The sequence below is a fragment of the Halarchaeum acidiphilum MH1-52-1 genome, from assembly GCF_000474235.1.
GTDB classification, from domain to species: Archaea; Halobacteriota; Halobacteria; order Halobacteriales; family Halobacteriaceae; genus Halarchaeum; species Halarchaeum acidiphilum.
The window spans coordinates 1-21,292 of the sequence record NZ_BATA01000017.1; the positions used below are offsets into that span (position 1 = coordinate 1).

22 protein-coding genes and 3 pseudogenes are annotated in these 21,292 nt (G+C 70.0%); 7 read left to right on the forward strand and 18 right to left on the reverse strand.

What is annotated here, in order from left to right; translation table 11 throughout:
- Nucleotides 1-62: 62 nt before the first annotated feature.
- The 4 genes and pseudogenes from AOZ13_RS15630 to AOZ13_RS04675 all read right to left on the reverse strand — a co-directional run.
- A pseudogene (locus tag AOZ13_RS15630) lies at nt 63-808 on the reverse strand (FAD-dependent oxidoreductase); the annotation flags it as partial.
- Complete coding sequence (gene nadA / locus AOZ13_RS04665; RefSeq protein ID WP_021779952.1) at nt 805-1,917, reverse strand: quinolinate synthase NadA; 1,113 nt, start codon at nt 1,915-1,917, stop codon at nt 805-807. The pseudogene AOZ13_RS15630 and the gene nadA, both read right to left, overlap by 4 nt.
- 178 nt (nt 1,918-2,095) lie before the next feature.
- Nucleotides 2,096-3,154, reverse strand: coding sequence for an amidohydrolase family protein (locus tag AOZ13_RS04670; protein WP_021779953.1), 1,059 nt, complete (start codon nt 3,152-3,154; stop codon nt 2,096-2,098).
- Nucleotides 3,155-3,204: 50 nt separating this feature from the next.
- Nucleotides 3,205-3,576 (reverse strand): hypothetical protein, encoded by a 372-nt coding sequence (locus AOZ13_RS04675; RefSeq protein WP_021779954.1) that lies wholly within the window; start codon nt 3,574-3,576, stop codon nt 3,205-3,207.
- A 72-nt stretch (nt 3,577-3,648) separates the two neighbouring features.
- Here AOZ13_RS04675 and hmgA point away from each other — a divergent pair, with 72 nt between their 5' ends.
- Nucleotides 3,649-4,881 (forward strand): hydroxymethylglutaryl-CoA reductase (NADPH), encoded by a 1,233-nt coding sequence (hmgA, locus tag AOZ13_RS04680; RefSeq protein ID WP_021779955.1) that lies wholly within the window; start codon nt 3,649-3,651, stop codon nt 4,879-4,881.
- 11 nt (nt 4,882-4,892) lie between these two features.
- Here the strand turns inward: hmgA and AOZ13_RS04685 are convergent, their stop codons facing one another.
- The 3 genes and pseudogenes from AOZ13_RS04685 to AOZ13_RS04695 form a co-directional block, all read right to left on the reverse strand.
- Nucleotides 4,893-5,237 carry a hypothetical protein gene (locus AOZ13_RS04685; RefSeq protein ID WP_020221639.1) on the reverse strand — a complete coding sequence of 115 codons (345 nt, stop codon included), beginning with the start codon at nt 5,235-5,237 and terminating at the stop codon, nt 4,893-4,895.
- Between the two features lie 47 nt (nt 5,238-5,284).
- Nucleotides 5,285-5,806 (reverse strand): DUF5817 domain-containing protein, encoded by a 522-nt coding sequence (locus tag AOZ13_RS04690; protein WP_020221638.1) that lies wholly within the window; start codon nt 5,804-5,806, stop codon nt 5,285-5,287.
- A 299-nt stretch (nt 5,807-6,105) separates the two neighbouring features.
- Nucleotides 6,106-6,758, reverse strand: a pseudogene (locus tag AOZ13_RS04695) (bifunctional 4-hydroxy-2-oxoglutarate aldolase/2-dehydro-3-deoxy-phosphogluconate aldolase).
- A gap of 137 nt (nt 6,759-6,895) precedes the next feature.
- Here AOZ13_RS04695 and AOZ13_RS04700 point away from each other — a divergent pair.
- Nucleotides 6,896-7,924: a phosphoribosylaminoimidazolesuccinocarboxamide synthase gene (locus tag AOZ13_RS04700; protein ID WP_020221636.1), complete on the forward strand. Its 1,029-nt coding sequence runs from the start codon at nt 6,896-6,898 to the stop codon at nt 7,922-7,924.
- Here the strand turns inward: AOZ13_RS04700 and AOZ13_RS04705 are convergent.
- Complete coding sequence (locus tag AOZ13_RS04705) at nt 7,921-8,151, reverse strand: hypothetical protein (RefSeq protein WP_020221635.1); 231 nt, start codon at nt 8,149-8,151, stop codon at nt 7,921-7,923. The two genes, AOZ13_RS04700 and AOZ13_RS04705, sit on opposite strands and share 4 nt — an antisense overlap.
- A gap of 109 nt (nt 8,152-8,260) precedes the next feature.
- Between AOZ13_RS04705 and AOZ13_RS04710 the strand changes: the two genes are divergently transcribed.
- Complete coding sequence (locus tag AOZ13_RS04710) at nt 8,261-9,079, forward strand: DUF3891 family protein (RefSeq protein ID WP_020221634.1); 819 nt, start codon at nt 8,261-8,263, stop codon at nt 9,077-9,079.
- A 94-nt stretch (nt 9,080-9,173) separates the two neighbouring features.
- On the opposite strand, the gene AOZ13_RS04715 is transcribed toward AOZ13_RS04710, so the two are convergent.
- Nucleotides 9,174-10,139 carry a formyltetrahydrofolate deformylase gene (locus AOZ13_RS04715; RefSeq protein WP_049933849.1) on the reverse strand — a complete coding sequence of 322 codons (966 nt, stop codon included), beginning with the start codon at nt 10,137-10,139 and terminating at the stop codon, nt 9,174-9,176.
- A gap of 160 nt (nt 10,140-10,299) precedes the next feature.
- Between AOZ13_RS04715 and purS the strand changes: the two genes are divergently transcribed.
- Together purS and purQ are read left to right on the forward strand one after the other, a co-directional pair.
- Complete coding sequence (gene purS / locus AOZ13_RS04720) at nt 10,300-10,554, forward strand: phosphoribosylformylglycinamidine synthase subunit PurS (RefSeq protein ID WP_020221632.1); 255 nt, start codon at nt 10,300-10,302, stop codon at nt 10,552-10,554.
- Nucleotides 10,551-11,222, forward strand: coding sequence for a phosphoribosylformylglycinamidine synthase I (gene purQ, locus AOZ13_RS04725; protein ID WP_021779958.1), 672 nt, complete (start codon nt 10,551-10,553; stop codon nt 11,220-11,222). The genes purS and purQ overlap by 4 nt, the downstream gene beginning before the upstream one ends.
- 123 nt (nt 11,223-11,345) lie before the next feature.
- Here the strand turns inward: purQ and AOZ13_RS04730 are convergent, their stop codons facing one another.
- The 3 genes from AOZ13_RS04730 to AOZ13_RS04740 form a co-directional block, all read right to left on the reverse strand.
- Nucleotides 11,346-12,170: a hypothetical protein gene (locus tag AOZ13_RS04730; protein WP_021779959.1), complete on the reverse strand. Its 825-nt coding sequence runs from the start codon at nt 12,168-12,170 to the stop codon at nt 11,346-11,348.
- 356 nt (nt 12,171-12,526) lie between these two features.
- Entirely contained in the window at nt 12,527-13,777 is a 1,251-nt protein-coding gene (locus tag AOZ13_RS04735; protein WP_044957300.1) for an RNA-guided endonuclease InsQ/TnpB family protein, read from the reverse strand.
- 326 nt (nt 13,778-14,103) lie between these two features.
- Entirely contained in the window at nt 14,104-15,183 is a 1,080-nt protein-coding gene (locus AOZ13_RS04740) for an archaeosine biosynthesis radical SAM protein RaSEA (protein WP_049933843.1), read from the reverse strand.
- Nucleotides 15,184-15,287: 104 nt separating this feature from the next.
- Between AOZ13_RS04740 and AOZ13_RS04745 the strand changes: the two genes are divergently transcribed.
- The gene (locus AOZ13_RS04745) at nt 15,288-15,872 is read left to right on the forward strand and encodes a CoxG family protein (protein WP_021779962.1); all 585 of its coding nucleotides are present in this window, start codon (nt 15,288-15,290) and stop codon (nt 15,870-15,872) included.
- Here the strand turns inward: AOZ13_RS04745 and AOZ13_RS04750 are convergent.
- From AOZ13_RS04750 to AOZ13_RS04760, 3 genes and pseudogenes are all read right to left on the reverse strand, one after another.
- Entirely contained in the window at nt 15,850-16,194 is a 345-nt protein-coding gene (locus AOZ13_RS04750; RefSeq protein ID WP_021779963.1) for a VanZ family protein, read from the reverse strand. The two genes, AOZ13_RS04745 and AOZ13_RS04750, sit on opposite strands and share 23 nt — an antisense overlap.
- Nucleotides 16,191-16,538, reverse strand: coding sequence for an AzlD domain-containing protein (locus tag AOZ13_RS04755; protein WP_020222989.1), 348 nt, complete (start codon nt 16,536-16,538; stop codon nt 16,191-16,193). Before AOZ13_RS04755 ends, AOZ13_RS04750 begins: the two co-directional genes overlap by 4 nt.
- Nucleotides 16,535-17,208, reverse strand: a pseudogene (locus AOZ13_RS04760) (AzlC family ABC transporter permease). Before AOZ13_RS04760 ends, AOZ13_RS04755 begins: the two are co-directional and overlap by 4 nt.
- A gap of 64 nt (nt 17,209-17,272) precedes the next feature.
- On the opposite strand from AOZ13_RS04760, the gene AOZ13_RS13840 reads away from it, so the two are divergent.
- Complete coding sequence (locus AOZ13_RS13840) at nt 17,273-17,461, forward strand: hypothetical protein (protein ID WP_148286752.1); 189 nt, start codon at nt 17,273-17,275, stop codon at nt 17,459-17,461.
- On the opposite strand, the gene AOZ13_RS04765 is transcribed toward AOZ13_RS13840, so the two are convergent.
- The 3 genes from AOZ13_RS04765 to tgtA form a co-directional block, all read right to left on the reverse strand.
- Nucleotides 17,462-17,815 (reverse strand): hypothetical protein, encoded by a 354-nt coding sequence (locus AOZ13_RS04765; protein WP_020222131.1) that lies wholly within the window; start codon nt 17,813-17,815, stop codon nt 17,462-17,464.
- Entirely contained in the window at nt 17,812-19,572 is a 1,761-nt protein-coding gene (arcS, locus tag AOZ13_RS04770; RefSeq protein WP_020222132.1) for an archaeosine synthase subunit alpha, read from the reverse strand. Before arcS ends, AOZ13_RS04765 begins: the two co-directional genes overlap by 4 nt.
- A 166-nt stretch (nt 19,573-19,738) precedes the next feature.
- On the reverse strand, nt 19,739-21,235 hold the full coding sequence (gene tgtA, locus AOZ13_RS04775) for a tRNA guanosine(15) transglycosylase TgtA (protein ID WP_020222133.1): 1,497 nt from the start codon (nt 21,233-21,235) through the stop codon (nt 19,739-19,741).
- Between the last annotated feature and the right edge of the window lie 57 nt (nt 21,236-21,292).

Below are 21,292 nucleotides of genomic sequence, written 5' to 3' on the forward strand. Positions count from 1 at the left end.
GCGCGCGCGACGACGTCGCGCGGCGCGAGTTCGGCGTCGTCGTGGACGTCGGGCATGAAGCGCTCGCCGTCGGCAGTGCGCAACACGGCACCGGCACCGCGCACCGCCTCGCTGACGAGCAGGGGGTCCTCGCCGACCGTCGCCGTCGGGTGGAACTGGACGTACGCGAGGTCGTCGAGGTCCGCGCCGGCGCGCGCCGCCATCGCGAGGCCGTCGCCCGTCGCGGTGTCCGGATTCGTCGAGCGCGGGAAGCACGCGCCGACGCCGCCCGTCGCGAGCACCGTGGCGTCCGCGACAACGGCCTCCCCCGTCCCGTCGGGCCGGTCGAGGAGCGCGCCGCGAACGCGGCCCTCCTCCGTCAGCAATTCGAGCGCCGCGGTGTCCTCCAGCATCGTCACGTCCGGGTGGTCGTCGAGGTGCGCGAGGAACGGCGCGAGGACGTGCTTGCCGGTCTCCGCGCCGACGTGCCGGATGCGCGCCTCGGAGTGGGCGCCTCGCGGCCGTAGTCGTCGGCGAACGGCACGTCGAGCGTCTCGACGAGCACTTCGCGCACGGCGTCGTCGGCGTTCCGGACGAGGACGTCGACGGCGTGCGCGTCACACCGGCCGTCGCCCGCCTCGACGACGTCCGCGGCGAACGCCTCGGGGTCGTCGCGCGAGACGGCGACGCCGCCCTGCGCCCAGTGCGTCGTCGTCTCCTCCGGCCGGGTGGCTTTCGTCGCGAGCACCACGTCGGCGCCCGTCTCGGCGGCGGCGAGCGCCGCGCTACACCCCGCGATGCCGCTCCCGAGGACGAGGACGCGCGTCATAGGTCGAGCATCCTGTCGAGGGCGGTTTCGGCGCTCGCGGCGACGTCCGGGTCGACGCTGACGACGTTGTGCTCGCGGCCGGCGGCGAGCTCCTCCAGTATCCACGTGAGGTAGTTCGGGTCGACCTGCCGCATCGCGTTGCAGTCCATGCAGGCGTCGCCGCAGAGCGCGACGACGTCCGTCTCGTGCCACCTATCGAGGTGCTCGACGAGGTGGATTTCGGTGCCGACGACCACCGTCTCGTCGTCGGCGGCGTCCTCGACGGTCTCGGTGATGGTCGCCGTGCTCCCCGTCTCGTCGGCGGCGGCGACGACCTCGGGCCGGCACTCGGGGTGGACGACCACCGTCGCGTCCGGGTGGGCGTCGCGGGCGTCCGCGACGTGGTCGGCCGTGAATCGCTCGTGGACCTGACAGTATCCGTCCCAGAGGACGACGTCCGCGTCGCCGACGTCGCCGCTCGACTCCTCGGCCCACGGGTCGAACTCGACGGAGGCGCCGCCGAGACCCATCGCGTTCGCGGTGTTCCGCCCGAGGTGCTTGTCCGGGAGGAACACCACCGTCTCGCCCCGATTGAGCGCCCACTCGAAGGCGTCGTCGGCGTTCGAGGACGTGCAGACGAGACCGCCGTGCTCCGCGCAGAACGCCTTCAGGTCCGCGTAGGAGTTCATGTAGGTGACGGGAATCACGTCGCCCTCGGTGGCGTCCGTGATGCGCTCCCACGCCGCGTCCACCTGAAGGGCTTCGGCCATCCCCGCCATCGGGCAGGACGCCTCCATCGACGGCAGATAGACCGTCTGCTCCGCGTCCGTGAGGAGGTCCGCGCTCTCCGCCATGAACGTCACGCCGCAGAAGACGACGTGTTCGGCGTCGCTCGCGGCGGCGTGCTCGCTCAATTGGTAGGAGTCTCCGATGTGGTCGGCGTGCTCGACGATTTCGCGGCGCTGGTAGTTGTGCCCGAGGACGAGGACGTCGTCGCCGAGCGTCTCGCGCGCCGCCGCGATGCGCTGTGTGCGTTCTTCCTCTGAGAGTCCGCGGTAGTCGGACGGGAGCGCTTCGAGGCCCCCGTATTTGAACAGACTCAGTTCGCTATCGACCTCTGTCGTCTCCATCTGGACCATATGTGATTACTGTCCTACTATCGTCATACAGATGTGTCTGTGAAAAACTTTTGTCTTCAAAATCTGAATGCGAGAGCCGCACCTCTCACGGGGGCGGGTTCGGAGAACTCGGATTCGACTGCCGTCTATCCGACTCGTCGTTCCGCTCGACGGCGGGTGAGGGCGGCGTTCAGCGCGCGTCGTACGCGACGTCCCCGCCGACGACCGTCATCGCGACGTCGACGTCGGCGATCGAGTCGGCGTCCCACGGCGAGCGATCGAGCGCGACGAAGTCGGCCGCGCGACCGGTCGCGAGCGTCCCGAATCGCCCCTCGTCGCCGCCCGCGTACGCGCCGCCGGCCGTCGCCGTCCGGAGCGCCGCCGTCGTCGAGACACCGTCTTCGACCGCCGCGTTCACGGCCGCGAGCGGATCGAACACCCCTCCATCCCCACCGCCGCCGAACGCGACGCGCGCGCCGGCATTGAGGAGCGTCGCCGCCGCGTCACCGTCGGCCGTCACCGCGACGACACCGAGATCCGCGAGCCGCGACGCCACCGCGGACGTCACCTCGCGCACGTCGATGACGCGGTGTCGCGACGCGCCCGGATCCGCCGTCACGCCCCCGTAGTCGTCGAGGAGGCCCCGGATCGCATCGGGACGCGTGGCCCGCGCGGCGATCCGGAGACCCGCGTCGTCCGCTCGCCGGCAGACGTCGCGCCGCACGGCCGGCGTGATCGCGTCGCCGTCGTCCCCCGTCTCGTCGACGGCCGGAACGGAGAGCGCGCCCGTCCGCACGCGCTCGCTCCCGTGATCCGTGCGCGCGCCGAGCGTCTCCAGCGCGTCGAGCGCCGCGTGCCCGTGGACGAGGGCGACGCGGAGCGAGAGCGCGCCGTCGGCCGCCAGATCGCGATAGGCACCTGCGACGTCGGGACGCACGACGGCGTCGTGGACGGCCGTGACGCCCCGCTCGTTCGCGCGCTCCGCGGCCGCGCGGAGAGACGCGCGCGTCGCCTCCGCTCCGTCGTCGTCCGCGAGGGTGGCGGCGGAATCGACGAACCCCGGCAGGACGGTGCGCCCGTCGAGGTCGATCACGTCCGTCTCGACGCCGACGCTGAACTCGATCTCGTAGTCGCTGTCGAGTCGCACGATTCGGCCGTCGCGCACCGCGACGGCGTCGTACGTCTCGTCCGGTTCCCCGAGCGTGTAGACCTCGCCGCCGACGAAGACGACGTCCGCGTCCGCGTGCATACGCGAATAGGGGGGTCGGCGGCGGGAAGAACGTTCGGGAACCCCCCGCGCTACGTCATCGACGACCGGAGCGCGACGGCGTACGCGACGAGCGCACCGATCGCGAGCGCCGCGTAGCCCGCCCACGGGCCGCGTATCCAGCCGACCGTCGCGCTCGCGACCGTCTGGATCGCGACGAGCGCCGCGAACGTCGCGATGTAGAGGGCGACGAGCGCACGCGCGAGCCGGCGGGGCGCGATCGCGCGCCGGACGGCCCAGAGCGCACCACCGAGACCGACGAGCGCCGCGGCCGGCAGACCGTACGCGATCGATCCGGCGGGGCCCGGCGGGGCGAGCGGTGCGATCAGCGCGTAGCCGACCGGCGCGGCGACGAAACAGCCGAGCACCGCGCGGAAGACGGTCGTCGCGTCGAGACGAGCCATACGCCGCCCTACCGACGGGCGGGGGAAGTACGCACCGATACGCATAGGGGGGTGGCTCGCAGACCGTGTGCCATGACCGACACGGACGCCGACGCCGACGCCGAGGCGCTCGCCGAGCGAGTGCGGGAGGGGGACCTCCGGCTCTACGAACTCGACGACCACGCGGACGCCGCGACCGCCGCCGCCGCCCGCCGTCGCCTCCTCGAACGCGAGACCGGCGCCGCCCTCGACGTCACCGGCGACTACGCCTTCGACCCCGAGTCGGCGGCGGACGCGAACGTCGAGAACCTCGTCGGCGGGACGCAACTCCCGCTCGGCGTCGCCGGCCCGCTCGCCGTCGACGGCGACGCCGCCTCCGACTCCTACCACCTCCCGCTCGCGACGACGGAGGGCGCGCTCGTCGCCTCGATCAACCGCGGCTGTTCGGCGATCACGGCCGCGGGCGGCGCGAACGCCCGCGTGACGAAGCGCGGCATGACGCGCGCGCCCGTCTTCCGCGTCGCCGACGTCACCGAGGGCGCGGAGGTCGCGCGCTGGGTGGACGAGAACGTCGAGGAACTCCGCGAGACCGCCGAGGCGACGACGAGCCACGGCACGCTGGAGGACGTCACCCACTACGTCGTCGGCGACAACGTCTACCTCCGCTTCGCCTACGACACCGCGGACGCGATGGGGATGAACATGGCGACGATCGCGACCCGCGCCGCCTGCGAGGTCGTCGAGGCCGAAACGCCCGCGAGCCTCGTCGCGCTCTCGGGCAACCTCTGTGCGGACAAGAAGCCCGCCGCGATCAACGCCGTCGAGGGGCGCGGCCGGACCGTCACCGCGGACGTCCGCGTCCCCCGCGACGTCGTCGAGGAGCGCTTCGGCGTCGCGCCCGAGGCCGTCGCCGAGGTGAACACCCGGAAGAACCTCGTGGGGAGCGCGAAGGCGGGAAGCCTCGGTTTCAACGCCCACGCCGCGAACGTCGTCGCCGCGGTCTTCCTCGCGACGGGGCAGGACGCCGCGCAGGTCGTGGAAGGGGCGAACTGCATCACGACCGTCGAGGCGAGGGAGGGCGAGCTGTACGCCTCCGTCAACCTCGCGAGCCTCGAAGTCGGCACCGTCGGCGGCGGGACGACGCTCCCGACGCAGGCCGAGGCCCTCGACGTGTTGGGCGTTCGCGGCGGCGGCGACCCCGCCGGGAGCAACGCGGACGAACTCGCCGAAGTCATCGCCGCGGGCGCGCTCGCGGGCGAACTCTCCCTCCTCGCCGCGCTCGCCTCCCGGCACCTCTCCAGCGCGCACGAGGAACTCGGGCGCTGAGGAACCCGAAGTCAGACGCGCCGCGCGCGCTCGACGACGTCCACGCCGAGACCGAGCAGGAGGACGTAGGCCCCCGCGAGGAGACCGACGGCGATTCCCACCCACGAGAGCGCGGGGACGCCGACGACGTCACCGATCGCGAACGCCGCGTACCCGACCGTCACGACGGCCATGCCCGCCCCGCGGCGACGCTCGCCCGCGAGGACGTCCGCGGCGGTGTACCCGAGGAACACGACAATGAGGAGCGCCCCGAGCGGGGCGCCGCCGAAGTCGAGCGCCGCCGACGCGACGAGACCGACGAGGAGAACGAGCACCGAAGCGGCCCGCACGTAGACGTGTATCGGCCGTTCGCTCATACGTCGCCGTATCGAACCCATCACCGTAAGCCTTCCCGCTCGATCGCTCAGAGCAGGCGATAGACGCCGCCGTCGGCCGTGGCCTCGCCGCGCCGCGCGAGTCGGTCGAGAGCCTCACGGGCGTACGACTCGCTCACGCCGTGCTCCTCGCAGTACGCGGCGACGTCGTCCGCCGTGGGCGAGTCGAGTTCGCGGACCGCCTCGACCACGCGCTCCCGTCGAGAGATGGAGCCACCAGCCGACGATACCCGCTCGTTCGCGTCGCGCGCCTCGTCGGCGTCCACGCCCGCCGCGTCGAGGTACTCGTCGTCGCTCACCACGTCCTCGTCCGCGCGCTCGCCCATCTCGGCGTAGGAGTCGAGTGCCGCGAACGCCTCGCCGTGCCCCGAGCGGTTCGCCAGCATCGACGCGCGCACCTCGGCCGCGTGCGCGCGGTCCTCCGTCGTCACGAACTTCTTGCGTTTCGCGTGGGCCTTCGACGTCCCGCAGCGCGGGCACTCCGTCCGCTCCGGGCGCCCCTCGACCACCCAGAGCATCGAGCAGTCGCTACACCCGACGACGGCGTACATGCCACACGCTCCGGCGCTCTCGGACATAAGTCCGACGCCGGACGACGCGGTGTTCGTGACCCCGCTCCCCGTTCGCGTTTCCGTCGTTCGGAGGAGTGAGCGTGAGCGAACGACGAGGAACGACGCCTGCTCACGCCTCGCTACCGCTCAGCGTTCGCTTCGCCGCGATTCTCGCTCGCTGTCGCTCACTCCGAATCGCGTCCTTCTTCCACGGCCGCGACGAGCTCCTCCGAACGACGCCTGCTCACGCCTCGCTACCGCTCAGCGTTCGCTTCGTCGCGATTCTCGCTCGCTGTCGCTCACTCCGAATCGCGTCCTTCTTCCACGGCCGCGACGAGCTCCTCCGCGTTCTCGGTGATGACCTCGAAGTCGCCGGCCGCGATGGCGTCCTCGTCGATGAGCGACCCGCCGGCGCCGACCGCGACGCGCCCGCCTCGATATATTCCTGTGCGTTCGACGGGCCGACGCCGCCCGTCGGGACGATGTCGAGCTGGCCGAGCGGGCCTTTGAGCGCGCCGACGTGCGCCGGACCGACGGACTTCGCGGGGAAGACCTTCACCGCGCTCGCGCCGGCCTCGATGGCCGAGACGGCCTCCGTCGGCGTCATGATCCCCGGGAAGGAGGCGACGCCGTAGCGATTGCAGGTCTCGATGACCGCCTCGTGGAGCGACGGCGAGACGACGAACTCCGAGCCGGCGCGGAGGGCGGCGTTCGCCGTCTCCTCGTCGATGACCGTGCCCGCGCCGACGTGCACCTCGGTGCCCTCGAAGTGGTCGGCGAGCGCGTCGATACCGTCGATCGCGCCGGGCGAGTCCGCGGTGACCTCGATGGTCGTGACGCCGCCCTCGCGGAGGGCCTCGCCGGTCTCGATCAGCGTCTCGGGTTCGAGGCCGCGCATGACGGCGACGACGCCGCACTCCGTGAGTTCCGCCAGCGTCGGATCTGCTACCATACCCGTCGGTGGCGCGCGTGAGAGCATAAAGGCCGGTGGAACGATCGAAGCACAGACGTGCATATCTCAGCGCGAATCGAAGTCGCGGTGGGCACGTCGATGGAAACCCCTTAGTCGTCGGGCGACGCAGGGGTGGTATGACGAGCGTCAAGGACCTCCGGGTCGATGAAGCCCCGACCCGGGAGGCGCCCGGCCGCGGTCGGTTCGCGTTCACCGACGATTACAGCGTCTTCGACTGGGGAAAGATGCCCGATACGATCCCCGAGAAGGGCGCGGCGCTCTGCACGATGGGCGCGTACAACTTCGAGTTGCTCGAAGCCGCGGGCGTCCCGACGCACTACCGCGGTGTGGTCGGCGCCGGCGACGCCGACCGCATCGTCGATCTCGACGCCGCGGGCGCGGCGCCGACGGAGATGGCCATCGACCTCGTGCAGGTGCCGGACCTCCCCTTCGCGGACGGCGACTACGACTACGACGCCTTCCACGACGAGGCGGGATCGAACTACGTCGTCCCCCTCGAAATCGTCTTCCGGAACACCGTCCCGGTCGGCTCCAGCCTGCGCTCGCGCGGGTCGCCCGCGGACTACGGTCTCGATCTCGCCGAGTGGCCGGCCGAACCCGTCGCGCTCGCCGACCCCGTCGTCGAGTTCTCCACGAAGTACGAGGAGCAGGACCGCTACGTCGGTCTCGAAGAGGCGGATCGGATCGCGGGCGACGCCGCCGTCGCCGACCTCGAATCGCTCGCCCGACGCGTCAACGACGTCGTCACCGAGCGCGCCGAGGAGGCGGGATTCGAGCATCAGGACGGGAAGATCGAGTGCGCGTACGTGGACGGCGAAGTCGTCGTCGCGGACGTCGTCGGGACGTTCGACGAGAACCGCTTCGCCTACCGGGACCAACAGGTCTCGAAGGAGGTCGTCCGGCAGTTCTACAGGTCGTTCGATCCGACGTGGGTCGAGGCCGTGAGCGACGCGAAGGCCGAGGCGAACGAGCGCGGTATCGCCGACTGGCGCGAACTCTGCGGGACGTCGCCCGATCACCTCCCCGCGGACGTGATCGAGACCGTCGCCGACCTGTACCGGGCGGGCACGAACGCCTACACGGGAACGCAGTGGTTCGACGCGCCCGGGATCGATGCCGCCGTGGACGCCGTTCGCGACCTCTAGTTCCCCTCCGTCATCGTCACCGGTTCGTCCACGTCGACGGCGTCGGCGTCGTCGCGACCCACCAGCACGAGGAACGCGTACACCGCGGCGCCGAAGACTCCGGTGAGCGCGACGGCGAGGAACCAGAACGGGCCGTTGCGCTCGTGCGTCGCCGCGTGCGCCCCCGCGGCGATGCCGAGCACGCCCCAGAGGAGGGAGACGAGGACGACGGGATCGTCGGCGGCCATGCCAAGGGGTGTGATCGGCGTCCGGGTAGCCGTTTCGGCCGCGCGACGGGTGCGTCCACGCTCGCCGACCGCGGGCCACCTCTTTGTGCGCGGCGCACCAACGGCCGCCATGATCGTCACCGAGGCCGGTGGGCGCTACCGATTCGTCACCCAGACCGACCACGCGGCGCTCTCCGGACGCTTCGCGCGCCACTGGGGTGCCGGTGAGTGCGCCGTTCCGTCACCGCGCGTGCCGCTGCTCGTCGCCGCCGAATCCCACGATCAGGGGTGGAGCGATCACGACTGTCGCCCGCGCGTCGACGACGACGGCGAGCCGGTGGATTTCGTGGCCGTCGACGGCGACGACTGGACGGACTTCTACACGCGCGGCGTCGAGGTCGTCGCGGACATCGATCGCTACGCCGGCCTGCTCGTCTCGCTGCACGCCGCGGGCCTGCGACGCGGCGGCTACGGCGTTCGCACCGAGATCCTCGACCTGAGCGATCGGGACCCGTACGGCGTGTTCGTCGACCGCCAAGAGGCCTATCAGGACGAGCTCGCGGCGTCGCTCGACCTCCCGGAGCGCGAGCGCGACCTGCTCGACGACCTCCACGCGGACGGGAGCGCGCCGGCGGGCGCGATCCGGAGCGACCTCTGGAAGGGGTATCTCCTCCTGCAGGTGCTCGACTCCCTCTCGCTCTACGTCTGTCACAACGCCCGCTTCGAGCGCGCGGAGATCGGTCCCGTCCCCGTCGCGGGCGACGAGACCGCGACCATCGACGTGACGCCCGTCGGACCGGCGACGCTCCGCCTCGATCCCTACCCGTTCGACGTCGCGTCGCTCTCCGCGACCGTCCCGCGACGCGTCGTCCCCGCGGACGCCGACGACCTCGCGGACGCCTTCTACGACGCGGACGTCCGGCGCTTCGAAGTGACGTTCGTTTCGTGAAAACGCCGGCGAGCACTCTGTACTCGCGGTGGGGACGTCGCCGCGACCGCACCGGTTCGAGTACCGGGCGCGCGGTCAAAAAGCGGCGTCTGGATCAGTCGTCGGTGTTCGGTTCGACGGGTTCGGGGCGCTCCGTCTCCAGCGACTCGTCCGTCGGCTCGCGCGGGTTCGCCTCGCGCGCGGCGGGCGAGAGACCGAGTTGGTAGTCGGATTCGTCGCCGCGGAACTCGACCGCTCCGCGGTGGATGGCGACGTCGTCGTTGAGGTGGAGGCGCAGGCTCTCGAAGAGCACTTCGGCCTCTAAGGGTTGCCCGCGGGCTTTCAGGTCGGTGCGGTCGGCGTCCGAGGGGACGTCGAAGGCGCGCTGGGCGATGATGGGTCCCTGATCGAGGTCCGTGGTGACGTAGTGGCCGGTGACGCCCGCGATGCGGACGCCGGCGTCGAGCGCCTGCCGGTACGGCTCCGCGCCGGGGAAGGCCGGGAGGAGGCTCGGGTGGACGTTGATGATCCGACCCTCGTAGCGGAAGACGACGTCCGGGCTGAGGATGCGCATGTAGCGCGCGAGCGCGATGCAGTCGGCGTCGTGCTCGTCGAGGAGGTCGAGCATCCGGTCCTCGTCGGGTTTGCCCGACTCCGTGCCGACGTCGTAGAAGGGGACGTCGTGTTCGGCGGCGATCGGTTCGAGGTCGTCGTGGTTGCCGATGACGACGCGGATCTCGGCGTCGAGTTCGTCGCGGCGCTCCAAGATGTACTCGACGGGGTGAGACTCCTTCGTGACGAGGAGCGCGATCCCGCGCGCGACGTCCTCGTCGGGGAAGCGGACGGTGACGTCGACGCCGAGGTCGGCGGCGATGTCGTCGAGGGTGTCCCGGAGGGTGTCGCGAGTGCACACCATCTCGGAGATGTCGGCGTGCAGCGTCATCCGGAAGACGCCGTCGCGGACCGCCTGATCGATGTCCTCGATGTTGATTCCGCGCTCGAACAGCGAGGAGGTGACGTTCGCGACGATTCCCGTCTTGTCTCCTCCGACGACGGTGATCTCGGCGAACTCGCTCGTCATCGCGACCACCTCCGATCGGTGTCGAACGCAGACATACAGCGTGTGGGACGTGACGCGCGGTGAAAAGGACCCCGTCTTCGAATCGACGGGGAGCCACACGAACGTGTAACACCTCGTCGTTTCAGAAGCCTTTTTGACCACGGTCACGCACTCACGGGCGATGAGCGCCTACACCGCGACGGTGACCGTCCGACTCAAGCGCGGCGTCCTCGATCCCGAGGCCGAGACCACGAAGCACGCGCTCGAACGCCTCGGCTTCGAACTGGAGGCGCTGCGATCGACGGACCGCTTCGAGCTCGACCTCGACGCCGCGGACGCCGAGCGCGCGGCGGAGCGCGCCGAGGGGATGGCCGAGCGCCTGCTCGCGAACCCGACGATCCACGACTACGACGTGGACGTCACGGAACGCGAATGATCGCCGTCGTTCGCTTCGGCGGGTCGAACTGCGATCGCGACGCCGTCCGCGCGCTCGAAGCGGTCGGTCTCGACGCCGAGATCGTCTGGCACGAGGACGGTCTCCCCGCGGACGCCGACGGCGTCGTCCTCCCCGGCGGTTTCTCCTACGGCGACTACCTCCGCGCGGGCGCGATGGCCGCGCGCTCGCCCATCATGGACGACGTGCGCGACGCCGCGAACGACGGGGTTCCGGTCCTCGGCGTCTGCAACGGCGCGCAGATCGGCTGCGAGGCGGGATTGACGCCGGGCGCGTTCACGACGAACGCCTCCGCGCGCTTCCAGTGCGAGCACGTCCACCTCCGCGTCGAGAACGCCGAAACGCCGTGGACGCGCGCCTATGAGGAGGGCGACGTCGTCGAGTTCCCCATCGCGCACGGCGAGGGGCGCTTCGAGATCCCGGACGCGGAGTTGGCGGAGTTAGAGAACGACGACCGCGTGCTCTTCCGTTACTGCGACGCCGAGGGAAACATTACTGAAAAAGCGAATCCGAACGGCTCGACGGGCAACGTCGCGGGGATCGTCGGCGAGTCGGCGACGGTCGCGGTCATGATGCCCCACCCCGAACGCGCCGCGCTGCCGCTGCTCGGCGGGACGGACGGACAGGGCGTGTTGGAGGGGTTCGCGTAACTGGCAGAGCCAGTTACGCGAGCACGGCAGACTCCGTCTACCCCAGTTCGCGTGAGCGCTAGCGAACGCGAGCAAGTCGGAGTTCGCTCCGACCCAGTTTTCCCGGACCACCCCTCTGAGTGGCTACGACGGCGTCCCGAAACGACGGCCGACGACCGCGCGCAGTTCTCGCAGGGCGATGGCGACGGCCGCCGCGAGCGTCCCGAGGGCGAGCGCGGTGGTGAGCGCGGGGACGAGGAGACCGGGGTCGGCGACGTAGTCGAGGTCGGCGCGGACGAGCGCGATCGCGGCGGCGTGTCCGAAGACGACCGCGGCGTCGCTCAGCCACGCGAGCGCGAGCGCGCGCCAGCGGGAGTAGACGAGCGCCGCGACCGGGACGCCGAACACGGCGTACGCGAGGGGCTGGTAGGTCGGGTAGGTGGCGTACGACCAGAGCGTGAACGCGGCCGCGGGGACGGCGGCGGCGACGATGACGGCGAGCGCTCGGCGGCGGCTTTCGGGTGGCCCGAAGAACCGCACCGACGGGGGACGCTCGCTCGGTGGCGTCCATCGGCGGAGCGCGGTCCCGGCGACGACGGCGGCGAGACCGACGCCGATGCCGAGACCGACGACAGTCGGGAGGGACGTGAGGAGGAACTCCCGGCGTGCGCCGCCAACGGCCGACCACGTACCGAGCGCCGCGCGCGCGAGCAGCGACGCGACCGGCGAGACGAGCGCCGCCGCGAGCGTGGAGAGGACACTGTTCCCGTAGTAGTGGACGGCGACGGCGAACAGCGGCGCGACGATGAGGACCGCCCCGCCCATGGTGTTCGCGCCCACCGTGTAGGCCGCGCTCGACCGCCAGTAGGCGACGGAGGCGAAAAACGAGACGGCGAACGCGACGGCAACTGTGACCGCGAGACGGTATTGCACGTCGCGCTCACCGAGAAGGGCGTGACGGGCGTCCATCGGGCGGTGCGACTCGCGGGCCGAGTATACGGCTTGGGGCCGCCACACGGTGCGCTCTCACGGTCGCTCCCGCTCGGGAGTTCGAGATCCCGAAGAAATCGCGTTATCAGTAGTTGCCAATAGGTTTCTTCATTCAGATCAGGGGATGAAACAGCCGATCAGCACCGTATCTGTACTGACCGATAGGCGCGTCCGCGATATTATGGACGGGAGCAAATATCACCCAGAGAACTGGTACCGATTTTCGACAGACTTGACGAAGTCGAATGCCTTGACGAGTTGAACCGGGCCCTCGTGACATCCTCCCCAGCGTAAACGCCGGGGCTTCCCGTGCCGCAGGTGGGATATTTGCCGGTTCACGACACGACCTGTTCTCTCGATTGGAATGTCCCGCTCTCGCGGTCGAACAAGTATGTCGATGGCTGTGACACACAGCCGTTACTCCTATCCTCGCCGTGAGGACTCGGAGTTATCTTCTGGCGCATATTCTCCGCTCCGTTACAATCCGCGTTCCCGACCAACGCACACGACGAGCAGACGTACAAGCCACGGTGCTTGCGGTTCGTCTTCGTATCATCGCCACACCGCGAGCAGGTCTTCGAGGTGTCCCACTCGTTTTCCTTCAGTACCTCGACACCGCGTTCTTCGCCTTTGTAGTCGAGGTACTGGTAGATACGGTCGAATGCCCACGAGTGCAGTTTCTTGTTCCCCGTTTTGCCCCAGTCAGAGTCACGAACGTCTTCTGGCCAACTCACCGCGAGTGTTCCAACATCGCGTTCGACACACTCGGTGATGATGGCGTCCGTGAGAACGTGGTAGAAGTGCGTCTCCCGCTCTGTGAGTTTCCTACGTGCCCACATCGACTTCTTCGAGGGGCCGTTCTCACCCTCGGTGTCATACTCTGCTCGGGTGAAGTAGTGTTTGTCCTGCTTGAGCGAGTTGCCGGGGTAGAGGACGTACTCGGCAGGGAACGCGACCGTGGCGATGTTCGTGATGCCGAGGTCAATGCCTGCCACTCCGCCGCCTACGGAGTCGTTCGTTTCAAGTTCGACCTTGCAGACGAAGTGCAGTTCCCACTCATCGCCGTTCCAGACGGCGCGAACGTTCTGTACCTGATTGACTTCTCCAAGGTCAACGTCCGGGCGGGTCTGATACTTGCAGAGCAGGAAGTCCGACCAATACTCTTTGAGGTTCGACCCCTTGCTGAGTCGGACGCGGTTGTTCTCGGGGTCGTGTTTGAACCCATCTTCTTTGAACGTGATTGTACTCTTAGGGCGTGTGTCGCCGTGTTTGCGGTAGCCGGGTGGATTCGCCGTGTCGTCCTTCTGCCGCAGGTCGAACCACGACTGGAAAGCGTCGGAAAGTTCTTCAATGGCTTTCTGACTGGATTGTGCGTTCAAGTCTTTCCAGCACGACTGGTTCTTCATATACGATTTGAGCGACCCTTCGTCTGGGATTTTGCCTGTTGCGTTCCAGATACGGTCGGCTGTCCATCGTGCGACGTTCCAGATTTTCGAGGCGGAGTCTCCGAGCGAGTCGAGGCCATCGCAGACCTGCCGGTGGTTCCGAATGGAACCAACGTAAGTCCGTGTGACCCCAACCGCCATACATAGCCTCTGTAACTACTGCTATTTAATGGCTCGATTGGCGTAGAATATCCGACTTGCTATCGACGATGGATTATCTCGGAGGTGTCGGATTCACACCCGGCCTGAAGGCCGGGATTCTCTCCTCGAAGAAAGATAGCCGTCCCTCGGTCCTGCGGGCGACTCATGTGTCGCCCGCAGACAACGGGAGGCTCGCAGGCTTTTGGTCGAGCGTTTCCCAGCGAGCCGAAGGCGAGCGCAGGAAAAGGTCGCACACCTACGTACCGCTTCAGCCCCTCCATTTTTAAGAGAAGATCAGAATGAAGAAACCGTGCGAACGACTGCGCTTACTCCGCCAGCGGGAGGTTGTAGCTCGCCTCGCGCTCGACGACGGCCTCGTGGGTCGCCTCGCACTCGCACTCGACCTCACCGAAGACGCTCGGGTCCTGCCGGAGGTCGAAGTCCTTGATGGCCTCGTAGACGAGGTCGTCGCACTCCCCGCAGTTGTGCGGGCCGCGATCGGAGCCGTTGCCGACGGGATCGGAGACGACGATGACGTCCGCCTCGGCGGTGTCCTCCAAGACCTCCGCGACGGACCAGAGCCACGGCGGGCGATACCCCCCGCGGAAGTGGAGTTGGTCGACCATCGTGTAGCGCTGGACGTTCGTCGGATTCATCGAGACGGTGTGGACGCCCTCGACGGCGGCGCAGCGTTCGATGGATCGCTTCATGTCGTCGATGGCCTCGGCCTCCGAGAGGAAGGGCGGCTTCATCAGGAGGTAGGCCTTGACGCCCGCGTCGACGGAGCGCGCTTCGGCGGCGGCGTCCTCGAAGTCCGCGAAGTCGAAGTACTTGTTCACGCAGTCGTGGCGCACGCGGTCCGTCGCGGTCTCCAAGCCGACCGCGACGTCGGTCTCCAAGCCGACGTCCGTGAAGTCGGAGACGCGTTCGGCCTCGACGAAGTCGGGGAGGCTCTCGACGACGATGCGCTCGCGGTCGGCGAACGTGTCGGCGATGGCCCGCCGGGTCTCGGCGGGCACCTCGCGCTCGTCGAGGAACGACCCCGAGGTGTAGATCTTCACGAGGCCGGATTCTTCGTCGGCCTCCTCGGCCTCGTGGTCGAGGCAGGCGTCGATCTGGTCCATCAGGGCGTCGTGGCCGACGCTCCCGCCCTCGACGGACTCGGCGACGTAGCCGCACATCGTGCAGCCGCCGGCGCGCGCCCAGCGACAGCCGCCGGTGTTGAGGATGATGGTGAGGCTCTGATAGACGCCGTCGGGCGTGTTGTCCTCGTCGAGCCACACCCGCGTCGGCTCGTGGGGATCGTACTCCTTGGTGCCTTTCTCCGCGCGGAGTTCGCGCATCACCTGATTGTGCGCGTCCATCCCGCGCCCCTGCTCGTACACGTCGGGGGAGGGCTTGCTCATTACCACGTAGAAGCCCGGGCGCGCGTAAAACCCCCGCGGTCCCCGCGATCGACCCCGACGCGGCGGCGATAACGCTTACGCGGGCGGCGCGAGTCACCCCGCGCATGTCCGAGTCGCTGTCGACCGCCGTCACGGTCGAGCACGAGTTCGCGGCCACCCCGAAGGCCGTCTGGGTCACTCTCTCCGATCCGGTGACGACCCGCGACGAACTCCCGGAGTGCACGGGACTCGAACCGGCCGACGGGCGCGATCTCCCGGTGGGGTCGCTCGCCCGCCTGCTCGCGGCCGACGAGGCGACGCGCGACGCGCGCACCGTCTCGCTCGGCGAGGAGTACGACGCGACGGTCGGCGCGAGCGTGCGGAACGTCGGCGTCGAGATCGACGTCGGCGTCACCGTCACCGAGCGCGACTACCCCGACATGGCGATCGAGGGCGATATCGGCGGGGACGACGCGGAGGCGTCGATGGAGGCGACGCTCACCGTCGACGAGCGCGACGATGAGGGCTGTCGCGTCACGTGGCGCGCGGCGGCGGACGTCGGCGGCCCGCTCGCGACGTACGGTCGGCGCCCCGTCGAGTCGGCGGTCGCGCGCGTCGCGAACGACTTCTTCGCCGCCGTCGATGCCCGATTGGCCGCATGCGACGGTCCCGAGAGCGAGCGGGCAGTCACGGATCCGGACTGGCCGTGAGGGCGCCGAGCGCGCCGAGAGACGCGCCGGCGGCATCGGCGAGGAAGTCGAGGACGGCGGGATCACGCGAGGGGACGAGCGCCTGCGCGAGTTCGAGACCGCCGCCGTAGAGCGCCGCGGCGAGAGCGAGGACGGCGAGCGCCCGGGCATCGTCGCGGCGGAGCGCCCACGCGCCGGCGAGGACGAGCGCGGCGCCGCCCGCGGCGTGCAGGAGTTTGTCCCACGGGAATCCACCGGCCGTCGGCGCGCTCGCGCCGGGGAGGAGCGTGGCGACGGCGACGAAGAGGGCGAGGGCGAGCACGAGGAGGTGCCGCCGGGTCACGCGAGGAGCGGGAGACCGAAGCGGATCGCCCAGAGGACGGCCATCCCGACGACGATGGTGGCGAGGACGTCCTCGGTGTAGTAGGCGACGCCGACGGCGACGACGGCCGCGACGATCTTCGCGTGCCCGAACGTGCCGACGAGCGTCGGCTGGAGCGTCACGACCTTCGGGACGACGAGCGCGGCGAGGACGGCGGCGGGGACGAACGCGAGGACGCGCTCCGCCCAGTCGGGGAGTTCGCCGACGCGGCCCAGCAGGCCGATGAACGAGAAGCGCACGAGGAACGTCGGGACGGCGATGGCGGCGACGAGCGCCCACGTCGTGAGCGCGTCGTAGGTCGTCACCGGTATCGCGCCCCCGTGAGCAGGCCGGCGACGATCCCGCAGACGGCGCCGGCGAGCAGGCCGAGGTTGAGCGGCCAGCCGGCGCCGTAGACGGCGACGACCGCGGCGACGACGGCCGCGACGGCGCGCGGGCGGTCCTCGATCATCGGGACGAGGAGTGCGAGGAAGATCAGCGGGACGGAGAAGCTCAGCCCCCACGACGACGGGACGCTCGCGCCGACGACGATGCCGACGGCGGTGGCGACCTGCCAGACCGCCCAGAGGGTCGCCGCGACGCCGAGGTAGTACCAGCGGCGATCGACGTCGGAGTCCCGATAGGCCGAGAGCGCGAGCGCGAAGGCTGATCGACGAGGAGGTACGACATGATCGCGCGCCAGCGCGCCGCGTACTCCCGGAAGTAGGGGGCGAGGGTCGCAGAGTACATCCCCATGCGGAGGTTGACGATGACCGCGGTCGCGGCGGCGACGAGGAAGGGCGCGCCGCTCTTGACGAGCGAGAGCGCGGCGAGCTGCGACGCGCCCGCGAAGACGAAGACGGAGAGTCCCATCGCCTGCGCGACGGAGAGTCCTGCGTCGGTCGCCGCGACTCCCGAAACGAGGCCGAACGGGACGATGCCGAGGAGGATCGGGAGCGAATCCCGGACTCCGCGGACGAGCGCATCGCGTTCCATGGCGGACGTTCGATTCGGGGCACGGTGAAGGTCACGGAGTCGCGTCGAGGTGCGGGGCGAGGCGGTGGGGCAGGGCGGAGCGGTGGGGCAGGGCGGTGGGGCGCGGAACGGATCGGTGCGATGCGACGCCGGCGGGAGGGTTCTTGCCGGCGTCGGTCGTCCGGGCGGTATGGTCCCATGGAGTCGAGTGCCGGGCGTCGGCACGCTCGCCATCGCCCACGAGGGCATGCTGGCGTCGCGCCTCACCGGGTAGTCAGCGCCCGAGGACGACCGCGGTCCGCACGTCCAGCGCCGTCTCGAACTCCGCGCGCCGGTCCTCGCGGTCGCCGGCGAGCAGGAGGGTGGTCTCGTGGGCGCGCTGCACCGCCGCCGTCTCCGCGTCCGTGAATCCGAGCGCATCTCCCGCCCGGTCCCAGAAGTCCACGTCGGCGAACAGGACCACGCCGTCCGAGGCGTCGAGCGCGCGCTCGTACTGCCGACCGAGGGCGCGCTCTTTCCCTCGGAAGTAGTCCGCGATGCGCGCGAGGAGCGCGTTGATCGCTTCGAACGGGAGGGGGATTCGTCGGCACGCGGCGTCCGGAATCGGGTGCAGATCGGCCGAGGTCACCGCTCCTCGCTGTGTCGAACGTCCACGACGACGCCGCGCGTCGCGTCCGCCATCGCCGACCCGTGGACGGTCGCGCGCCCGACCGCGAACGCCTCCGGGCCCTCGACGACGACCTCGTCGCCCGGTCTGATCGAGTCGTCAGCGGACACGACGCCCGGCGCGAGGACGTTCCCGCGCGGGACGAACGCGTCGATCTCCACGCGCTTCGTCGGCACGTCGCTGGCGTCCCACGCCCGCGCGCCCGCGAGCGAGAGCGAGAGCGTGCCGTACTGCGGGACGAGCGCCGCGAGTTGCTCGCCGTCGCCGTCGAGCGCCTGCAACTTGGGGTAGCGCCCCTGAAGCTCGAAGTCGTCCGCGGGGAACAGCCGATCCCCGGCGCCGTCGCCGAACTGGTAGTCCGCGACGGCGCGCAGCGTCGCGGCCTCCCGCTCCTGCACCCAGATCTGGTCCTCGCCCTGCAGGGCGGCGTTCAGCTCGCCGAGCGACTCGTCCGTCGTCGGGTGGTCCTCGACGGTGTACGTGACAGAGATGTCGCGCTCCGCGGTCGCGCGCTCGACGATCTCGCGATACCCCTCGGTCGGGACGTGCGCGACGATCCGCGGGTAGTCCGCCCGGTCGAGGTAGCGTCCCAGTACTTCGGAGACGAACTCGATCTCGGTCGCCGACCAGTCGCCCGTCACGACCGAGTCGTAGTGCTGGGCGGGGTAGGTGAGTTCGAGTTCGGTCGGGACGACGCCGATCGGCGACGTCATCGAGACGACGTGGCCCCGATAGCTCGCCGCGTCCTGAAACTGCCGGTGGCTCTGCGAGTCGGAGTAGGGTTTGCGCGCCGAACACGGCACGAGGAGGAGCGGGTAGTCGTCGAGACGCGGCGTGTACCGGGAGGTCACGCGCTCGGCGAAGCGCTGGATCTCGACGCGTCGCAGGGTGTCCTCGCTGGCCGACAACAGGAGCGAGTCGCGCTCGACCGGCGTGCGCTCCTCCACGTACCCCCACTGCTGGTCGAACTCGCGGAACGCCGCGGTCGTCCACGCCTCGTGGCGGGCCTGCCCCTCGACGTAGTCGCGCAGGCGGCCGTCGCGGACGCGCCCGCGAACGCGTGCGAGCTCGGCTTCGAGGGCGTTCACGTTGTGCGCGACGCAGTCCTCGCGGTCGAACTCGGCGATCGGTTGCCGGCAGGCCGGACAGGCACACGGCAGTTCGTCGAGGTCGGCGAGGTCGTGTTCGCCCTCGGTCGTGAGGTAGCGCCCCTGCGTCCCGCGGACGACCGCCCGGTCGCCGTCGACGAGGTCGACGCCGGCGTAGACGAGCGTCGCGACGTTCGACGGCGTTGCGACGCCCGAGAGGTAGAGCGCGGTGTCGTCGGGGACGGCGTCGCGGACGTCGAGGACGGCGTCGCGGAACGAACTCGCGTGGCCGACGAACCCCGGCGCGCCCGAGACGACGTAGACGTCCGCGCCGTGATCGGCCGCCGTGTCGGGCGAGACGACGACGCCGCTCGGGTAGTCGACGTCGGGGTGCTCGACCGCGAAGGACTCCTGTACTTCGGCGGCGGTGCCGCGCGGGAAGCCCCGGTGGGGGAGGATCGTCACCCGCGACTCGTCGCCCTCGGGCACCTCGCGCTCGGCGTTCCAGAGGCTCCCCGCGTCCGTCACGACGTCGTCCGCGAGACACGGCGTCGTCACGGAGTCGGCGAGGCGCAGCTCGCCGATGCGGGCCGCGGCGTCCCGCTCGTGGACCTCGAAGTAGTCGGTCATTGGCGACTGTGGGGGGCGAGAAAGGAAGGGTCTTGCCTTAGCGCGTCGCGTTTCGCGCCGCCGCGTTGCGCGTCCCCGTCTGCTCGTCTCGCACGGATCGCGCTCGGTCGGTCGGCTCTACGAGGCGATCCGCTCACGGCTCCGCCGTTCGCTCGTCCGACCGAGCCTACTCGGTCTGCTCCTCGGGACCGGTCAGCAGGTCCTCGGCGAGGTCGACCGTCGCGACGCGCGGCGGCACGTAGTCGAGGGCGTCCGCGGGCCACGACTCGTGCGCGAGCGTGAAGTCGGCGTCCGAGTGTTCGCCCGCGAGGCGCGCGACGCCCTTCGCGGCCGCCTCGTACCCCTCGCGGTCCATGTTCGTCGGGGTCTCGGCGGTGAGCGGGTAGACCTCGGAGAGGTCGCGCGGATACGGCCCGAACGGCGGCTTCACGTACCAGCACTCATCAAATCCGTCGTGTCGCGGTCCTTCGGTGAGGAGGACGTGCCCTTCGGGGGAGAGTCGTTCGAGGCGCTCGCGGTGTCGGAGCACTTCGGGGCGACGCGCGGACTCCGCGGAGGCGTAGAAGAAGGTGTCCTTGCTCGCGGGATCGCTCGCCCCGTACTGGCGGGCGTGATCGAGGAAGGCCCGGTAGCCGTCGAGGGTACGCGGGTGGGCGTGCGCGCGCGCCTCGACGAGTTCGAGCAGGTCGCCGTCCCGGATCGCCTGCTTCACTCGCCGCAACTCGGTGAAGGAGACGTGGAGGTTGTGCTCGGCGAGCAGTTCCTCGCGGGCGGCGTCCGGCATCCGGCGCACCTCCTCGGGGGTGTGCTCGGTGCAGATCGGACACGCGCAGGGGAAGTGACGGAGGTCGGACAGCTGTTCGGTGCCGTGGACGGTGAGGTAGCGGTCGTCGCGGGCGTAGAGGGCGTAGGCCGCGGAGTCGAAGAGGTCGCAGCCGAGCGCGACGGCGAGCGCGAACATCATCGGGTGGCCCGCGCCGAAGAGGTGGACGGGGGCGTCACTCCCCAAGCCGCGTTTCGCGCCCGCGACGGCGCGCGCGACGTCGTCGTACCGGTAGTCGTTCATCATCGGGACCGCCGCGCCGACCGGGAAGACGTCGAGATCCGTGCCGTACGCGTGCTCGCCGGCCTCCTCGCGGAGGTCGGGGTACGTCGATCCCTGCACGGGCGCGTTGACGAGCATGTCGCCGACGTCCACCGTCTCCGCGAGTTCGAGGCGCTCCTGCGTCGTGCGCAGTTCCTCCTCGGCGCGCTCGCGATCGACGTCCGGCGGCGTCGGGATGTCCACGGGCGTCCCGACGTCGCTCCCGATGTCGCGCTGGAAGCGCAGGATCTCCTCGGTGTCCGTGTCGATCTCGCCGTACTCGGAGAGCTGGAACGACCCCGAGTCCGTCATGATCGCGCCGTCGAAGCCGAGCAGGTCGTGAAGACCCTCCTCGCGGGCGCGCGACGCGAGCGCCTCGTCGCGCTTGATGATGTAGGAGTTCGTGATGAGCATCTGGGCGCCGAACTCGGCGAAGCGCGCGGGGTCGACCGTGATGACGTTCGGGTTGACGACGGGGAGGAGCGCGGGCGTCTCGACGGTCACGCCCGCCCGCGGGACGTGCAGGTCGCCGACGCGGCCGCCGGCGTCCTGCGCCCGGATCTCGAAGACGTCTCTCATTGGGCGGGCTTCGCGCGGAGAACGGCTAAGGGTTGTGTTGTGCGCCGGCGTCCGCGA

Excerpts from the sequence above, each read along its gene's own strand:
- nadA (WP_021779952.1), bottom strand. The coding sequence starts at position 1,917 with ATGGAGACGACAGAGGTCGATAGCGAACTGAGTCTGTTCAAATACGGG.
- AOZ13_RS04670 (WP_021779953.1), bottom strand. The coding sequence starts at position 3,154 with ATGCACGCGGACGCGGACGTCGTCTTCGTCGGCGGCGAGGTCTACACG.
- AOZ13_RS04675 (WP_021779954.1), bottom strand. The coding sequence starts at position 3,576 with ATGGCTCGTCTCGACGCGACGACCGTCTTCCGCGCGGTGCTCGGCTGT.
- hmgA (WP_021779955.1), top strand. The coding sequence starts at position 3,649 with ATGACCGACACGGACGCCGACGCCGACGCCGAGGCGCTCGCCGAGCGA.
- AOZ13_RS04685 (WP_020221639.1), bottom strand. The coding sequence starts at position 5,237 with ATGAGCGAACGGCCGATACACGTCTACGTGCGGGCCGCTTCGGTGCTC.
- AOZ13_RS04690 (WP_020221638.1), bottom strand. The coding sequence starts at position 5,806 with ATGTACGCCGTCGTCGGGTGTAGCGACTGCTCGATGCTCTGGGTGGTC.
- AOZ13_RS04700 (WP_020221636.1), top strand. The coding sequence starts at position 6,896 with ATGACGAGCGTCAAGGACCTCCGGGTCGATGAAGCCCCGACCCGGGAG.
- AOZ13_RS04705 (WP_020221635.1), bottom strand. The coding sequence starts at position 8,151 with ATGGCCGCCGACGATCCCGTCGTCCTCGTCTCCCTCCTCTGGGGCGTG.
- AOZ13_RS04710 (WP_020221634.1), top strand. The coding sequence starts at position 8,261 with ATGATCGTCACCGAGGCCGGTGGGCGCTACCGATTCGTCACCCAGACC.
- AOZ13_RS04715 (WP_049933849.1), bottom strand. The coding sequence starts at position 10,139 with ATGACGAGCGAGTTCGCCGAGATCACCGTCGTCGGAGGAGACAAGACG.
- purS (WP_020221632.1), top strand. The coding sequence starts at position 10,300 with ATGAGCGCCTACACCGCGACGGTGACCGTCCGACTCAAGCGCGGCGTC.
- purQ (WP_021779958.1), top strand. The coding sequence starts at position 10,551 with ATGATCGCCGTCGTTCGCTTCGGCGGGTCGAACTGCGATCGCGACGCC.
- AOZ13_RS04730 (WP_021779959.1), bottom strand. The coding sequence starts at position 12,170 with ATGGACGCCCGTCACGCCCTTCTCGGTGAGCGCGACGTGCAATACCGT.
- AOZ13_RS04735 (WP_044957300.1), bottom strand. The coding sequence starts at position 13,777 with ATGGCGGTTGGGGTCACACGGACTTACGTTGGTTCCATTCGGAACCAC.
- AOZ13_RS04740 (WP_049933843.1), bottom strand. The coding sequence starts at position 15,183 with ATGAGCAAGCCCTCCCCCGACGTGTACGAGCAGGGGCGCGGGATGGAC.
- AOZ13_RS04745 (WP_021779962.1), top strand. The coding sequence starts at position 15,288 with ATGTCCGAGTCGCTGTCGACCGCCGTCACGGTCGAGCACGAGTTCGCG.
- arcS (WP_020222132.1), bottom strand. The coding sequence starts at position 19,572 with ATGACCGACTACTTCGAGGTCCACGAGCGGGACGCCGCGGCCCGCATC.
- tgtA (WP_020222133.1), bottom strand. The coding sequence starts at position 21,235 with ATGAGAGACGTCTTCGAGATCCGGGCGCAGGACGCCGGCGGCCGCGTC.